Origin of the sequence: Parapusillimonas granuli (assembly GCF_013416525.1) — a bacterium.
Taxonomy (GTDB): Bacteria; Pseudomonadota; Gammaproteobacteria; order Burkholderiales; family Burkholderiaceae_B; genus Parapusillimonas; species Parapusillimonas granuli.
In genome coordinates, this window is the sequence record NZ_JACCEM010000010.1 from 189,575 (window position 1) to 204,507 (window position 14,933).

Annotated in this window: 14 protein-coding genes and 2 pseudogenes; 9 read left to right on the forward strand and 7 right to left on the reverse strand. The window is 57.5% G+C overall.

Features of this window, described 5'->3' with window-relative positions; all coding sequences use genetic code 11:
- Positions 1-3 precede the first annotated feature (3 nt).
- A complete protein-coding gene (locus H0A72_RS18425) occupies positions 4-567 on the forward strand; it encodes a TIR domain-containing protein (RefSeq protein WP_180157946.1) in 564 nt (187 codons plus the stop codon).
- A gap of 32 nt (positions 568-599) precedes the next feature.
- Complete coding sequence (locus H0A72_RS18430; protein ID WP_180157948.1) at positions 600-1,436, forward strand: macro domain-containing protein; 837 nt, start codon at positions 600-602, stop codon at positions 1,434-1,436.
- A 102-nt stretch (positions 1,437-1,538) separates the two neighbouring features.
- Here the strand turns inward: H0A72_RS18430 and H0A72_RS18435 are convergent, their stop codons facing one another.
- Positions 1,539-1,853 carry a DUF736 domain-containing protein gene (locus H0A72_RS18435; protein WP_180157950.1) on the reverse strand — a complete coding sequence of 105 codons (315 nt, stop codon included), beginning with the start codon at positions 1,851-1,853 and terminating at the stop codon, positions 1,539-1,541.
- A gap of 639 nt (positions 1,854-2,492) precedes the next feature.
- On the reverse strand, positions 2,493-3,020 hold the full coding sequence (locus H0A72_RS18440) for a JAB domain-containing protein (RefSeq protein WP_218953387.1): 528 nt from the start codon (positions 3,018-3,020) through the stop codon (positions 2,493-2,495).
- Here H0A72_RS18440 and H0A72_RS22025 point away from each other — a divergent pair.
- Positions 3,019-3,168 (forward strand): hypothetical protein, encoded by a 150-nt coding sequence (locus tag H0A72_RS22025; protein WP_184157628.1) that lies wholly within the window; start codon positions 3,019-3,021, stop codon positions 3,166-3,168. The genes H0A72_RS18440 and H0A72_RS22025 overlap by 2 nt on opposite strands.
- A gap of 571 nt (positions 3,169-3,739) precedes the next feature.
- Here the strand turns inward: H0A72_RS22025 and H0A72_RS18445 are convergent.
- Together H0A72_RS18445 and H0A72_RS18450 are read right to left on the reverse strand one after the other, a co-directional pair.
- Complete coding sequence (locus H0A72_RS18445; protein WP_180157952.1) at positions 3,740-5,767, reverse strand: ParB/RepB/Spo0J family partition protein; 2,028 nt, start codon at positions 5,765-5,767, stop codon at positions 3,740-3,742.
- 81 nt (positions 5,768-5,848) lie between these two features.
- Positions 5,849-6,673: a DUF932 domain-containing protein gene (locus H0A72_RS18450; RefSeq protein WP_180157988.1), complete on the reverse strand. Its 825-nt coding sequence runs from the start codon at positions 6,671-6,673 to the stop codon at positions 5,849-5,851.
- A 532-nt stretch (positions 6,674-7,205) separates the two neighbouring features.
- Here H0A72_RS18450 and H0A72_RS18455 point away from each other — a divergent pair.
- Positions 7,206-7,616: a hypothetical protein gene (locus tag H0A72_RS18455; protein ID WP_180157954.1), complete on the forward strand. Its 411-nt coding sequence runs from the start codon at positions 7,206-7,208 to the stop codon at positions 7,614-7,616.
- 508 nt (positions 7,617-8,124) lie between these two features.
- A complete protein-coding gene (locus tag H0A72_RS18460; RefSeq protein WP_180157956.1) occupies positions 8,125-10,155 on the forward strand; it encodes a DEAD/DEAH box helicase in 2,031 nt (676 codons plus the stop codon).
- A 273-nt stretch (positions 10,156-10,428) separates the two neighbouring features.
- Here H0A72_RS18460 and H0A72_RS18465 read toward each other — a convergent pair.
- The 3 genes and pseudogenes from H0A72_RS18465 to H0A72_RS18475 form a co-directional block, all read right to left on the reverse strand.
- A pseudogene (locus H0A72_RS18465) lies at positions 10,429-10,661 on the reverse strand (DUF2274 domain-containing protein).
- On the reverse strand, positions 10,658-10,954 hold the full coding sequence (locus H0A72_RS18470) for a hypothetical protein (protein WP_218953395.1): 297 nt from the start codon (positions 10,952-10,954) through the stop codon (positions 10,658-10,660). The pseudogene H0A72_RS18465 and the gene H0A72_RS18470 overlap by 4 nt, the downstream one beginning before the upstream one ends.
- A pseudogene (locus H0A72_RS18475) lies at positions 10,951-11,091 on the reverse strand (S26 family signal peptidase); the annotation flags it as partial. The gene H0A72_RS18470 and the pseudogene H0A72_RS18475, both read right to left, overlap by 4 nt.
- 177 nt (positions 11,092-11,268) lie before the next feature.
- On the opposite strand from H0A72_RS18475, the gene H0A72_RS18480 reads away from it, so the two are divergent.
- The 4 genes from H0A72_RS18480 to H0A72_RS22530 all read left to right on the forward strand — a co-directional run bounded on the left by H0A72_RS18480 (position 11,269) and on the right by H0A72_RS22530 (position 14,847).
- A complete protein-coding gene (locus tag H0A72_RS18480) occupies positions 11,269-12,480 on the forward strand; it encodes a DNA cytosine methyltransferase (RefSeq protein ID WP_180157958.1) in 1,212 nt (403 codons plus the stop codon).
- The gene (locus H0A72_RS18485; protein WP_180157960.1) at positions 12,477-13,127 is read left to right on the forward strand and encodes an Eco29kI family restriction endonuclease; all 651 of its coding nucleotides are present in this window, start codon (positions 12,477-12,479) and stop codon (positions 13,125-13,127) included. The genes H0A72_RS18480 and H0A72_RS18485 overlap by 4 nt, the downstream gene beginning before the upstream one ends.
- A 52-nt stretch (positions 13,128-13,179) precedes the next feature.
- A complete protein-coding gene (locus H0A72_RS18490) occupies positions 13,180-13,941 on the forward strand; it encodes a GIY-YIG nuclease family protein (protein ID WP_180157962.1) in 762 nt (253 codons plus the stop codon).
- 519 nt (positions 13,942-14,460) lie between these two features.
- Positions 14,461-14,847: an Arm DNA-binding domain-containing protein gene (locus H0A72_RS22530; protein ID WP_425502560.1), complete on the forward strand. Its 387-nt coding sequence runs from the start codon at positions 14,461-14,463 to the stop codon at positions 14,845-14,847.
- Positions 14,848-14,933: the final 86 nt, after the last annotated feature.

Genomic DNA, 14,933 nt, shown 5'->3' on the forward strand with positions numbered 1-14,933 from the left:
GAAATGGCATATCGGAACGGAAACTACACTGCCTTTTACGTTGCAGAGCCATTCAATCCTAGTTCCCTGGGCGCCAACGCAACGAAGGATTTTCAGTATTACAACACTCTACGGATGTGGAAAGGAGCTGATGCGTCGTTCCCCTTCGTTGATGCACACGACAAAACATACAGTGTCCGTGATGGCAGCAATTGGGAATACACTCTAAAGCCGAGACTCAGGGAGCGTATTCGGAACTCGAAAAACATTGTCCTCTTCTTGAGTTCTGTCACTTTAAGTTCTCGCGCACTTCGGGAAGAAATCGACTACGGAATTAATAATCAGGGTCTGCCAGTCATTGTCATTTACCCTGAGTACAGTACTAAAGAGAGCCTGTTGGCCAATGGCTCTCTAAATCAGGCAGTGAAAAATCTCTGGGATAACCTCCCTATTTTTAGGGACTCAATGGGGAAAGTTCCCACGCTTCACGTACCGATGGGCAAAGACCTCATAAAACAGGCGTTGCAGAACAAGGAATTCATGATTGGGAGCAAGGGGAACCCTGACTTTTACTGGTACAAGCCGTAAGCAAAGAATCTTTAATATAAGCGAAAAATATTATGGCGAAAGTCAGTTTTTTTGACAAACGAGTTGTCAGAAAATTCCTTGAGACCACCTCTGTCATCAGCGGCACGCTGTCATTCGCAGTTATTTTTTTTGACATTCCTGCCGAGTGGAAGTTGAAGGCCGGCGTGGCTTTCTTGGCACTGCTGACGCTCATCTACCTAGTAACATGGTTACGGTCGAACAACCTGAACAGTATCAACATCAATATTGAAGGCAGCGATGTTGCAATCAAGACCGGCGATATTTTCCAGCAGCAGGGATTGAAGGTCATCGCCTTCAATGAATATTTCGACACCTTGGTGGACAACAGGATAATTAGCGAAACCTCCCTCAATGGAATTTTCATCCAGAAGCATCTCGGCGCTCCTCTTTCGGAACTAGATCGCCACATTGAGGAATACTCTTTTGATGACAGCGAAGTTCTAGATGAAAACGAGGCCAGGAAACAGGGGAAGAAAAAAAGGTATCAGATAGGCACGATCTGCCTGTATAAAGACTACCTCCTGACCGCGCTCTCCAAGTTCGACAAGAACAACAAAGCGCTGCTAACGATGCCGGAATACCTTGAATTTCTCATCAATTTCTGGGATAAGGTAAACAACGTCTACGCCCAACAAAGCGTATCGACCACCATCTTCGGCTCGGGGATCACGCGAATCAAAGGACACAAGAATATCTCTGATGAGGATCTCCTGAAGATAATGCTGTGGACGTTTAGAATCAGCGAGATGCGGTTCAAATATCCTGCGAAGCTGACTATCGTGATTCACAAAGACAAGATTGATCAGATCAATCTTCTCGACATTAAATCCGTCAGGAACGGCGCGTAATCTCCAATAACAGTTCAAGGCAAGGCATGCATCTCATGAATGTTGACTGGCACTACTACACCAGCCAACATAGCGCCCCGCCAAAAGGCGGAGCGCGTTGGTTTAAGCCGCTTGCGGCTTGCTGCGCGTCCACAGCAGGTCATGCGTGCCGTCCTCGCCTTCGATCAGGCGGGCATAGACGGTAGCCGGGAACGAGGGGTCATCCAGGGTCACTGACAGATAGTCCCGCCCTGCCTCGCTGGTTTTCTTCCACGCCGCTCCGATGTCGTTGCCTGCAGCCTGCAGGCGGAAATCAGGGGCTTTGTCGTTTTCGCCCTTATCGTTGGCGACCAGCTTGACCTTGACGTTGAGCGTCAGAGTACGCAGGGTGCCGGTGTAGCCGTCTTTGTCTGCGGTGAAGGTTCCGATGTTAGCCATGGTAATACTCCTTTCAGGAATTCAAGGTCGCGCCAGTGCGTCCTTGTTGTGATCCGGTCGGTGGGGGTGGGCTGGTCGCACCGCGCAAGCGGCCGTAACAACGTGGAGGGCCGGGAAGCACAAAGAATTTGTCTCGCGAGGAAGCCGCCCAAGGCGGCGGGGAAATTGTTTGTGCTGGACGGTTGCGGCCAATGAGCCCAAGGCTTGCCGTCCCCCGCCAGGATTCACGACAAGACAAGGACGTACAGGCCGACCGTCCTGCAAAGAGAGAGGGCTGACTCGGTTTCGCCGCATACACGCTCGACCCGCAAGCGCTATCACGCAGGCAAGCGTCAGGCTGCCAATATTGGGCAAAAATGCACCCGCCGCCCGCAGCGGCGCTGTCTTTGAAAACGCGGTGTGGAAGTTACATAAACCAGGCTTGGCGGTGTGTCGGTGAACCGCCCCTCGTGATGTCCAGACAGATAACCGCCAGCATCGAGGACGGCACGCTTGCGCACAACCTGCGCCAGCGTGCCAAGGCGTAGCACTTACCCGTGCCGCCTTTGGCGGGGCGCCATATAGAAAGAAGCCGAAAACATTTAACCCTGCCGATCTGACAACACAGCAGGGTTTCGCGCCCTGCTGTGTTGTTGGGGCTTACATCTGCCCCTGCTCTGCCAGTGAGGTCGTACTTGCCGCCGTCACGATGACATGATCGAGAAACCGTACATCTATCAGCGCCAGCGCGCTTTTCAGATGTTTGGTCAGATTCAGGTCAGCCATGCTTGGCTCAGTTGAACCCGACGGATGGTTATGCGCCATGATGAGCGCGGCAGCATTCAGACGTAGGGCGGTTTTCACGATCTCGCGAGGATAGACACTGGCCTGGCTCAACGTGCCCGGCCCCTGCTCGATATAGCGAATCGGCTTGAAACGTGAATCCAAATAAAGGAAGGCGGCACATTCGTGGCCCAGCCCAGCCAGCTTGGCCTGGAAAAACTGCTTCACCTTGATCGGTTGATCAACCGGCGAGGATTGGGAAACCAAGCTTTCCGCAGCCGTACGGCCCGCCGCCAGGATCTGCTCGTCGCTGGCCAGCTTATAGCGGCCGCTGGGACTGCGTACATACAGGGCGCATGTCGCATCCATGTTGTCATAGCTCAATGCAGCGATGGTGTTATTCATGATGCTCTCCAGTGTTCAGGGCGGGATTGCCCGGAACCCGGAAGGCATGGCGCAGCGCAGGTTTCAAGGGTCGAAGACGGCCAGCGGCCGCAAGCGGCGTCCACGGCGACGCGCCGCCCTTGAAAATAAGAACGACATGGCACAATGACCGGAAGCAAAACAGCCCCCCACCGTGTCACTGGGTGTTGCGTTGGAACCCTCTGCGTGAAACGCAGCAAGACTTGAATCATTGCGCATCGCGCAATCCGCAAACAGGTGTGCGCAGCGCCTCTGGCGCGAAGGCGTGAGGGATGGAAGCCGAATGGACGTGACGGCAAGGCCGGCATGGGGCGAAGTCCGACAGCCCGGCGGCGCTTGCGCCGACACGCTCAACTTTATCCACAGATTCTGTGCGCAAGCCTGTGCATAAGCGATGAAGACTTTATGATAGCCCTTGTCATTCCGTGCTTTGCGCCTGGATGGGCTGCTATTTGTCCAGCGCAACGATGGCCGTCCGCCCCCAGGCGCTTGTCTCACATGCCCGCTCGCCGCTTACCTTATCGGCGGCGACCGGCTGATTTGGCTTTCTGCTTTGGCTGTTGGCCCCGGGCGCGGCGATGCAGCGCCCGGATTTTTGACCACCGGCCCCAATGGCGCAACGGCGTTGGGGCCGGTGCGAAATGAATCCATGAAACAGCCAGCGCGCCGGCTGAAACCGGGGCGCTGGCCTATCGTCAAGCCTATGCGGCTACAGCATCAGCCGGTTCAGTGGGCATGTCGCCATCCTCGGCGGTTGCGCCGTCCTCCTCTGCTGCCATGTCCTGCGGGGCTTCCACCCGGAAGATGGTGGGCATCCATCCCGTACCGGCCACCAGCCGTTCGGCTTCGCTGGCAAGGTCGATCTTCTTGAGTTTCGCCAGCCGGGAAATATGGTCAGGTGCGAACTCGCCCACGGCATCCAGAATCATGGCCTTGGAAATGTGCTGGAAATAGCTTTCGGCGGTCGGCTGCCACCATGCAGCCATGTCCAACCCTACGACCTGTGCCAGTTTCTCGCCCGGTTGCTGCTCCGTAGCGCGGGGTGTGGTGACATCTACGGTTACCGCCGCGCATACTGCCAGCAGCCGCGCCAGTTCATCTTGCGGCTTTGCTAACAAGACGGCAAACAGATCAGGGCTGTCTATCGGCAACGCCTCACCTAAGGCTTTTTGCAGTTCGACCAGCGCAACGGCGGCGGGGGATTCGGGCCAGTCCGGGGCCATACTTTCCAGCCGGTCTTGCACGGTCAACCGTATTTCCAGCGGCAAACTATCACGATAGTAATAGCCCTTTTGCAAGACCGTCTGCACCATGCCATGCACCACAGCGGTCAGGGCGGCGTGCGGATTCCGCGCCAGCTCAATTTGCAGCGCGGCGGTGCGGTGGGCGCTCAAGCGTTGCGCCAGCCGATCGGACATTGAAGCGGCCTTGGGCTGATCGTTTTCCTCGCCAGCACTGTCGCTCGTTCCATCCTCGCCGCTGAATCCCTGCCGCAATCGCTCCAAGGTGCGCAACGCCTTCGCTTCAGCTTCACGCATCAGGCCGCGATGCACAACGATTTCACCCTGCCGGTCAAGGGTGATGATGACACCGGCGGCGGCTTTGACGTTCGGGGCGTAGTCCAGCAAGCGATCTTCCAGCACCTGCAATTGGTCGCCCAGGCTGTCGCCTTCCTCCTGCAACGCGTCGGCCTTTTCTTCGTCGTCATCTTCCAATGCGGCATCAATCGCTTCACCAATGGCCTGCATCTTCGTTTCCAGCTTGTCCATGCGGTCGCTTTCCCGCTTGGTAGGGTTGCGCCGCTCACGCGGGGCTCGTTGGAAGGCTTGCAGGTCGGCATAGGTGGCGGCGTGCGTGGCATCCACCCATGCCCACCCCTCGGCCTTCACGGTGGCCGCGTGTTCGTCCAGCTTTTGGCGTACCAGCGTTTCCAACAGCGCCGCGTCGGTGACATACACGCCGCGATCATCCTGCGCGAACAGATCACGGCGAATACCACCGCCTGCGGCTTCGTAGGCGTCCAGCCCCACGAAACGCACCAGCGCATGGCCTGCGTCAATTTCCCGCTCGGTCAGCCGGTCACGCAAAGCGTGCGGCTGGCGCTGCCATTCGGGCGCTTCATAGAATGCGGCTTCCTGCGCCGCGTGGTCGTCCGTGATGGCAAGCGCCATCAACTGTTCAAGGGTGACGGCATCGGCACGATAGTCGGCCAGCAGACGCCGCGATACATTCGCCAGCTTCAAACGGCGCTGCACCACCAGCGGGGTCACGCTGAAATCCGCCGCAATGTCTTCAATGGGCCGACCTTCGGCCACCAGCGCGGCGAACGCTTCAAACTGGTCTGCTGGGTGCATGGCTTCGCGCTGCACGTTTTCCGTCAAGCTGACGGTGCGGGCGCTGGCGTCGGCCACCAGCAGGCACGGCACCGCCCAATCCATCGGAATGCGGCGGGTCTTTGCCAGCAGCTTGAGCGCGTCGAGCCTGCGACCACCGGCCACGACTTCGTAATGCTCGCCGTCGCGGGCCAGAATGACGGTGAGGTTTTGCAGCAGCCCCACGCGGGCGATGCTCTCGGCCAGGGCATCAATAGACTGTTTGATCTTGCGTACATTGCGCTTGGAAGCGCGAAGCTGCGACAGTGGCACGACAATCAGGTTGTGCGCCGGGGCGGCAACTTCCTGCGTAGTGGTGTCGATGGCTTGGGTTTCGATTGTGTTGATCGCGTTCATGGTGAAAACTCCTTGAGGTTTTGCAGTGCAGCCATGAAAAGCGCGGCAAAGGTGGCTGCCTGCCCCTGCCGCGTAGGGGAATCAGGCTTTCAACTGGCGCATACCCTCGGCCAGCAGCCACAGGGAACGATTCAGGCGAATGTCGGAATCAATGCCTTGCACCGCTCGGGTGCTCTGGCGGCGACCGTTGGCGCTACGGCCCCCCAAACCGCCTTTAATCAGGTTTTCTTGCAGACGGTTGAAGGTCATCCACAGATCGGGGCGGCGGTCATCAAACCGGCGCGGCATCAGAATCTGACTTTCCGTAATGGGCGCAGGCTTGTTGGGGTCGTCGTATTTCAAAGCCAGCGCGGCGCGGGCTAAAACTTCCGCTTCGCCCTCGTCCAGCGTGATGGCCTGCATGGCCTCTCGGGATTCCTGCGCCCGCTCGAAGCCGTCCAACACCTCATAAGCGCCTTCGATTACCTGCCCGGTGATGTCACCTTTATGCGGGATGCGTACATCGGCCACGGTGTCGCCGCATACCAGCCCATTAGCGCAAACAAATCGAAAGGCACCTGCCAGCATTTGGTAACTGCTCGTTCCATCGTGGGAGTTCAAAAGAATGATTTCGTTGGCGATGCTGTCATTGACCTGATTGGCATGACGCAAGCAAATCATGTGTTTGGTGTGTTCGCGCCGGTCTTCATTACGCACGCGGGTTTGCGTCACCATGAAGGGCTGGAAACCCTCTTTCCGTAGTTCCGTCAGTACCGCCGCCGTGGGGATGTAGCGGTAGCGTTCTGAACGGCTTTCGTGTGGTGCCTCGGCATAGATGGACGGAACCACGGCCCTGATCTGATCGTCCGATAGCGGATAGTCGCTGCGAAGTACCGGGGAGCGGGAAGCGAAGCGGGATGCAAGCATGGGTCTTTCTCCTGACAAATAAAAATGAGTTTGCTGTTCACCGCACACCGGATTCCAAGATTCGGAAGCCCAAGGGTTTTGAGCTGTTGATGTGCGGTCGGCACGAAGAACCCGGTTGGCCTCGTTGCCACCGTCTTTCCTGAGTTCGTCGCCCGCGACGGTCAGGAGCCCACGAACGTGGGCCGTCAAGGAGAAAAGCGTCAGGTTGGTGCGGCCCGCAGGCGCAGCCGAGGACACGGCCTGGCGCGCCTTGACGGCACGCGGCCACGGGCTACAGTCGCGGACAAGGTGATGAAGTCAGGAAAGATGGTTGAGCAGGCAACAGCCAGGTCTTTGGTGTGCAGACTGCACGCAAGCGCGAGCGCGCAGGCCCGAAGCGGGAAGCCGGGCCGGAGGCGTCAGCCGAGCACAGCGAGGGAACGATAGAAGCCCGTCAGGGGCGAAACCCCATAGGGGGTTCGAGGCGAAGCACGAGAGCGCGACCGGCCACGCTTTTTTGGCCGGGGACGCCCACGCAATAGTCAATAAGTATGTGCAAGTACCTGCAGCTTCTCAGAACAATTACCGATTTCAAGTCTATGTTCGTGAAAAGCTAGATAGCCTGCGTGGGCAATTCGACTTGAAATACTGGCCTTCGTTGAGTGATTTCGTAAGTGAGTTGGCCTCCGATGCCAATAATGCCGTGACGCAAGCGACAAACCCGATAACGGCCGCCGCCACCTCAGCTGTTCGATCATCTCAGGCGGATTTTTTCAAAGCACTATTCGCATCTATCGAGGACCATGGCGCCTCGAACCATGGGCATCTGCCAAGTGGATTCAAGCTCTCTGACAGGACTTATGCCTCACTAGCGAATTGTGCGTTAGATCTTGGCCCGGACGAGTTGATAGACGATGCCTATGTAAAGCGGTTTCGTCAGCGCGAGCGAAGCAAAGATATTTAGTGAGCGCCGCAAAAAAGAGCCGGTATCAAGCCCTTGGTGAAAACTGCCAAGAGGCAGGAAGACTTAACAAGACAGGAAGTTAGCTCTACTTTGGATCGCTTTATGGGGCCGCAGCTGCGTGGGCTAGGAGCCACATGGGAGTGCCACGGTAGAGGGCTAAGTCGTGCGGCATCGGGGCCGATCAGCAGCAAACGGCGAGCTTACCGTACGATCATAGTCCACTCTGTCACCATCCTCTAAAACGACTAGTAAGCATCGGGCCGCGCGCTCGGGAAATAACCGCCGAATAGAACTGAGCATCGTCAGTCGGCTTCGATGCCACGGCGTTTATCGCCTCGCCTTTCTACCGCCTCTGCGATGAAGGCTTCGAACATGTACGAGATCTGTGTCATGACACAGAGCCGCCGAGCGCAAGGGCCACGTCTGGCGAAGGCTCGGCGGGCTACTCGGACGCAGCATTGACAACCCACCTATCGTTTGCTATCGTTTTGCATCAAACGGTGAAAATATGACAGAATTAGACGGCTGGCTCTCCCTTGAGGAGACGGCGACCTACCTGGGAATGGGCAAAACGGCGCTGTATGCAATGGCGCGCGAGGGCCGGATTCCGGCAAGGAAGATCGGCAAGAAATGGATCTTCGAGAAAAGTGGGCTCGACCAATGGGTGCGCACCGCTCGCCCTCTTCAGTCCTTCTTTCTCGACGCTGATTTCAAGATCGACGGGAACGACCATCTTCGCGATCCGCAACGCGAGGGTTACTTGCGCACCTACGAGTTCTTCCGCGCAGGCAAAAACAAGGCAATCCTCCAGATTCCAGTAGGTTGCGGCAAGACCGGCTTGGCGTCTTTACTTCCGTTCGGAATTTCGGGAGGCAGGGTCATCGTCATCGCGCCAAACCTCACCATTAAGGATGGCCTCTACGAGGCGATGGACATCACCAACCGTCAGAAGTGCTTCTGGCGGAAATCTGGCGTATTGAGCGCTGATCAGATGCTGTCCGGACCGCTCGCTTGTACGCTCGACAGTGGCAACCTCTCAATCGCGACGAAATCCCATATTGTCATCACGAACGTTCATCAGCTTGCGACCAACGTGGAAAAATGGCTGACCCAGTTCCCTGATGATTTTTTCGACATGATCATCGTCGATGAAGCTCACCACAGTGCTGCTGCCAGTTGGCAGAAAGTCATTGAGCGCTTCCCCAAAGCCAAGGTTGTGTTGCTGACGGCAACTCCATTCCGGAGTGATCGCCAGGAACTCGACGGCGAATTGGTGTTCCGGTACCCCTTCCGAAATGCCACTCTGAAAGGGTATATCAAGCGCCTTAAGGCGAGCTACGTCGCCCCCTCGACCATTGAGCTTGGCTTCTCCGATGCCGGTGGAAAGACATACACCTTGGAAGAAGTTCTGAAGCTGAAGGAAGAGGAATGGTTCAGCCGTGGTGTTGCGCTTGCCAGGCTGTGCAACAAGCATATCGTTGACAGTAGCTTACAGAAGCTGGAGGAACTCCGCCAAAGCGGAACGCAGCATCAGTTGATTGCAGTGGCATGCTCCATTAACCACGCGCGAGAAATCCGGTCGCTTTACCTGGAACGGGGCTTCAATGCCGATGTTATCCATAGCAAACAAACGGAGGATGAGCAGGAAGCCATTCTTGCAGCACTGCGCAACGGATCACTCGACTGCATCATCCAGGTGCAGATGCTGGGCGAGGGATTCGACCATCCGAAATTGAGCGTAGCGGCGATTTTCCGTCCGTTTCGATCGCTAGCCCCCTACATCCAATTTGTGGGGCGTGTCATGCGAGTCGTGGTTCAGAACGATCCAGGACATCCTGACAACATCGGCCATATAGTCACTCATCTGGGTATGAACCTCGATGCGCGACTAAAGGAGTTCAAGCAATTCGAGAATGATGACCAGGCATTCTGGGATAAGGTCATTGGTGGCGATGAACCTGAGGTGCCGCAGGCAGTGCTCGACGGTACCACGCGGCTCCGCGCAGGCGATCAGGTCATTGTCCACGGCGAGGTCGTCGATTCCTTGTGGGAAGAAGACTTCACGTCGGTTGAGGATGAGCAAATCATTGCTGACCTCCGCGAACGTCTAAAGCTTCTCGGTCTCGACGATAGCAAGGCTGAGGAGATGGTTCGGCTTGCACAGCAATCTCCGGTGCGCAAGAACTCTCCCACTGCACCCTTCATGGTTCAACCGCAGCGGGAGTGGGAAGAAGCCAGGAAGCGGATGCAAGAACAGGCCAAGCGTTTGGCGAACGTGCTGCTGAATCATGTTGAACTCAAGCAGACCGGCACCGAAATGGTCTATAAATACAAAACGTTGAAGCTCGCAGGAAGAAATAACTACGTCTGTGCGCTGATGATGGTGAACAAAGAAATGGAAAAACGCCTCGGAAAAGAGAGGCAGCAGGCGACAACTGAAGAGTTCCGTTCCGTCCTCGATAATCTGGATGACCTGTTGCAGGTGCTCGTGAGACGCGTGCGTAAGGCGAAGGCTGTGTATGAAAAAATCGACTCCTAGAGGGCCAACGCCTTCTCTGATTGGTGGGACCAACGGCCGTCCTAAGCGGGCGACCGTTAAACGGCTTAGCCAGTGCTACCGCTGCCACTGCGACCTGCCCATGGGAACAAATTGCATCGAAATCCCAAAACTAGGGCAGGCCTATTCAACCGACCGACGAGTATGCGACGAATGCTTCCAGCTCATTCTGCGCAAAACAGAGGAAGACTTGGCTGAAATCGGGAATCTTTAAGCGGGATATTTATCTACTGCTACCGCACTAAGTCGCTTGTTTCAAGATGAAATCGACTTTCCCATTCGTCTGAACCCCCGATCTCCCGCCATGAACTCCTCCAGCATGTGCGTGATCAGCGTCGCCGCATCGACCGCCTCTCCGTAGAGGTTTGCGCATGCAGCGCAGCGTAGCGATCGAGGTCGGCTTTCAAACTGGCCTGGCAAGCTAAGGTCAGTTTGACGTTCTCAGTCTTAGGCAGCGGCCCCAGCCGCAGCGTCTCAGTCGTGCTCACCTGGAAGTCCTCTTGTTGAAGAACAGCGGCTGGTATGGCCGCAGCACCAGATCACGGTTGACGATGATGCGCACCGGCAAGCCGGGGCGGCTGGTCAGCGCGCCGGCGAACGCGGCGATGGCCGCAGGCCGGGCGCGTTCGAGGCAAGACGCCTGCCCGTTGGACGGCTGCGCCGAAGGCAGCGCGCCGTGCGGTGCGAATGCACCGGCACGGCAGGCGCGACGACACGGCAGCAAACGGCGGAACGACATGCCCGATGGCACGCCGGAGCGCAGCGAATCGGCGGCCATCATGGGCGTGTCTCCAGCCAGATCGGGCGCGCAACGCCGATCACGGCGCATGCGCTAACCGGGCCAAAATACCGGCTGTCGAACGGTGCCGGATTGATCACGCTCAACAGGGACAGTTCGCCCAATTCAAAGCGGCGGCAAGGACGGCAGCGCCCGGCCCATTTCCGGGAGTCGCGAGACCCCGGACAAGCATGGCTATACTAATGGCTCGGACAGGCGCGCCGATGTATAGGAGGTGGTGAAAATGACCCGTGCCCTAGGATGTTTTGGTAGAATACTGTGCATATAAACAGTATTTTTACAACGGGAGAGATGGCATGAAATCGGTGGAGCTATTCGCTGGCGCGGGTGGGCTGGCCATGGGTTGTGAAATCGCGGGCTTCAACCATCTTGCCGTGGTCGAATGGGACAAATGGGCCTGCGACACCGTGCGCGAAAACCAAAGTCGCGGCTATCCCCTGCTTGCCAACTGGGTGCTGCACGAGGGCGATGTGCGCACGTTCGATTGGAGTTCCATCCCTCAAGGCATCGATCTGCTCGCCGGCGGCCCCCCATGCCAGCCCTTTTCCATCGGCGGCAAGCACAAGGCCAACGCCGACAACCGCGACATGTTCCCGGCGACGGTCGAGATCATCCGGCAGCTCAAGCCCAAGGCCTTCATCGTCGAGAACGTGAAGGGACTGACGCGCTCGTCCTTCGCCAACTATTTCAGCTACATCCAGCTCCAACTGGAGTTTCCCGAAGTGCCGCCTCGGAAGGACGAAGACTGGTCCGAACACCTTGCCCGCCTGCAAAGCGAGAAGACGTCCGGCAAGCGCAAAGGCCGGGGACTCACCTACAACGTGGTGCCCACGCTGGTCAACGCGGCCGATTACGGCGTTCCCCAAAAGCGCGAACGCGTCTTCATCATTGGGTTTCGGGACGATCTGGGCATCGAATGGTTCTTCCCCAACCCCACCCACAGTTATGACTCGCTGTTGCGCGATCAATGGATCACCGGCTCATACTGGAAGCGGCACGGCCTGCGCATGCCACCCGTTCCGCAACGACTCGCGAACCGCGTCGCCAAGCTGCGCCAGACACCGCTTTTTGACACCATCGCCTGGCGTACCGTCAGGGATGCCATCCATGGGTTGCCCGACCCGCGCTCGCACGCGGCGGCGGCGGTGCCAAACCATGTGTTTCAGGCGGGCGCGCGCAGCTACCCCGGCCATACCGGCAGCCCGCTCGATCTACCATCCAAGACTCTGAAAGCCGGCGACCACGGCGTGCCCGGTGGCGAAAATATGATGGTCAATGACGATGGCAGCGTGCGGTACTTCACGGTGCGTGAAAGCGCCCGCATCCAGACTTTCCCCGACGGCTTCCGCTTTCATGGCAGCTGGACGGAAACCATGCGCCAATTGGGCAACGCTGTGCCGGTTCTGCTCGCGCAGCGCGTGGCCTCCAGCGTGGCGGAACAACTGGCGCTGGCCGAGCTGCGAACCCTCGGAAAAACACAGAAAAACAATAGAAGGATAAGTGCGTGACGGCCAAGGTCATCCCATTCAACCCGCTGGACAAGAAGAACCTCGGCGCGAGCGTCGCCGAGGCGCTGCTCACCAAGGAAACGCATCCGCTAGGCGAGGTCGCCCCCTTCGAGGGCGCGGGCATTTACGCCATCTACTACACAGGCGACTTCGAGGCCTATGAATCCCTGGCGCGATTTAATCGGGACAGTAAATTCCTTTGGCCTATCTACGTCGGCAAGGCGGTGCCGGCCGGCGCCCGCATGGGAGCCAGCCTGGAGCTGCCCGCCGGCAAGGTGCTGCACAAGCGCCTGAAGGAGCACGCCGACAGCGTCAGGGTCGCCGAAAACCTGGACATCAAGGATTTTCATTGCCGCTTTCTGGTGGTGGACGATATCTGGATTCCCCTGGGCGAATCGCTCATCATCGCCCGCTTCACTCCCCTCTGGAACTCCCTGATCGACGGCTTCGGCAACCACAACCCCGGCAAAGGTCGGCACGCCGGCATGCGGCCGCGCTGGGACGTCCTGCATCCGGGTCGCGCCTGGGCCCAGAACCTGGCCGAGCGCCCCGAGACCCAGGCCCAGATCGCGCAGGACGCGGACACCTATTTGCGAACACCTCCCGCCTGTCTGTCAGGGCAGTTCATCGAGGCCGAGGGACGGTGATGCGAGATCATGTCTTTATGGACTCGGCGCCGCGCCGCCGCCCCGATTCCCCGTGAGCCACTTCAAGGACTTCGAGTTCGATCTCCCCTCCGCGCTGCTGGAACAGCTGGTGTCGCTCTTTTCGGAGATGACGCCCGGCGCGCTGAATAACGAAACTGTAGAAGGTGTGCCCGAGGCACAGGGTGTTTATCAGCTATTTTTCCAGGATGAGCTGGTCTACGTTGGCAAGACGGATGCCGATGCCGGTTTGAAAAGGCGGCTATTGCGCCACGTGCGCAAAATACGATCGCGCTGCAACCTCACCCCCGCATCCGTGGCCTTCAAGGCGGTCAGAGTCTATGTATTCACGGCCATGGATCTGGAAAATTTGCTTATCAAGCACTATCGGGAGCATCACCATCGCCTGTCGTGGAATCTGAGTGGTTTTGGCTCCAACGACCCCGGCCGAAACCGTGATAGATCGCGACTCAAGGACGATCACTTTGACAGTCTTTATCCCATTGACCTGGAACTGCCGATAACACATCGCTTTGAATCATTTCCAGTCACCGTTGCGAGCTTGCTGAGGTTTATGAAGGATGAGCTCGCCTATACCGTTCGATTCCAGAATGCGGGAGGCAACTCGCGCAGGCCGCATTCTGATTTAGAGACTTCCGTCATCACGCTCGCCACGACCACCAACACGGTTCGCGAGCTGCTTCGTCAGGCAAAAATCGCGTTGGGAGCAGACTGGCAAATCACCGTCTTGCCGGGCTATGTCATAGTCTATAAGGAAAGCGCGAGCTACCCTCATGGCGAAGCTATAGAGGCGTAGCCAGAGACGTGCCGGGCGCGCCCAGAAAACAGGTAATCCGCCGTAGCACCGCCTCCAGATCCCGTAGCCCGCACTCCCAGATCACCAACACGTCCCAACCCATTTCGCGAAGTCTTCGATGATTGGCAGCGTCGCGTTCCTTGTTGCCTTCCAACTTGGCCACCCAAAACTCCTGATTGGACTTTGGCAGCCTTGTTCCCTAAACTGTTCCCTGAACACCAACCACTTTTGAAAAGGTTCAATGTTTATGCTGGTTTACATCCCTTTTGGGATGGAGCCCCAGGCCACCATCCGCCTGTCTCGCACGATCTCACCAAGTCCCATTTTCATCGCAAAATCAAGGACTTGCGTCACAAACCTCTCCCATACTGTCTCATCGGATTCCGCTGAATCCCGGGCTTTTTGTTCCCTACGGCAGTACCCTAACCTATCGGCTCAAATCCGAGGAACTATTGGGGGTGGGCTATGAAACTGTCCGCAAAGGCCGTGGAGACGGCAAAGCCGCAAGAAAAGGAATACATGCTGCCCGATGGGGGTAAATTGTATCTCCGCGTCCAGCCAAGAGGCTCAAAAAGCTGGTTATTTCTCTACTACGATGTCGCTGGCCGCCGCGTCAAACTGACCCTTGGCCCCTACCCCACTATGTCACTGGCTGCCGCCCGCACCGTGGCCGAGCAGCACCGCCTTCATCTGAGCTTGGGCCAAGACCCTCGGCAGATGAAACGAGAGGCGCGGCACGAAGCGCGGCGCCACGCGCTGGCCACCCTCGAAGTCGTCGGCCGCGAATGGCACGCCCATACCGCCAACATCCAGGAGTGGAGCGACAGCTATGGCCAGAAGATCATCCGGCAGCTGGAACTGCATGTTGTCATCGGTCATCCAATAATCCCCAGTTGGGATCATTGAAAATTCCCCACCTGCTTTTCGGAGATAAAGCAGATGGATACTCAGATGAATTGGAACCAGCGCATCATGGCAGCTCATGCCAAGCC

Coding starts and splice junctions, on each gene's coding strand:
- H0A72_RS18425 (WP_180157946.1), top strand. CDS start 4: ATGGCATATCGGAACGGAAACTACACTGCCTTTTACGTTGCAGAGCCA.
- H0A72_RS18430 (WP_180157948.1), top strand. CDS start 600: ATGGCGAAAGTCAGTTTTTTTGACAAACGAGTTGTCAGAAAATTCCTT.
- H0A72_RS18435 (WP_180157950.1), bottom strand. CDS start 1,853: ATGGCTAACATCGGAACCTTCACCGCAGACAAAGACGGCTACACCGGC.
- H0A72_RS22025 (WP_184157628.1), top strand. CDS start 3,019: ATGATGCTCTCCAGTGTTCAGGGCGGGATTGCCCGGAACCCGGAAGGC.
- H0A72_RS18440 (WP_218953387.1), bottom strand. CDS start 3,020: ATGAATAACACCATCGCTGCATTGAGCTATGACAACATGGATGCGACA.
- H0A72_RS18445 (WP_180157952.1), bottom strand. CDS start 5,767: ATGAACGCGATCAACACAATCGAAACCCAAGCCATCGACACCACTACG.
- H0A72_RS18450 (WP_180157988.1), bottom strand. CDS start 6,673: ATGCTTGCATCCCGCTTCGCTTCCCGCTCCCCGGTACTTCGCAGCGAC.
- H0A72_RS18460 (WP_180157956.1), top strand. CDS start 8,125: ATGACAGAATTAGACGGCTGGCTCTCCCTTGAGGAGACGGCGACCTAC.
- H0A72_RS18470 (WP_218953395.1), bottom strand. CDS start 10,954: ATGATGGCCGCCGATTCGCTGCGCTCCGGCGTGCCATCGGGCATGTCG.
- H0A72_RS18480 (WP_180157958.1), top strand. CDS start 11,269: ATGAAATCGGTGGAGCTATTCGCTGGCGCGGGTGGGCTGGCCATGGGT.
- H0A72_RS22530 (WP_425502560.1), top strand. CDS start 14,461: ATGCTGCCCGATGGGGGTAAATTGTATCTCCGCGTCCAGCCAAGAGGC.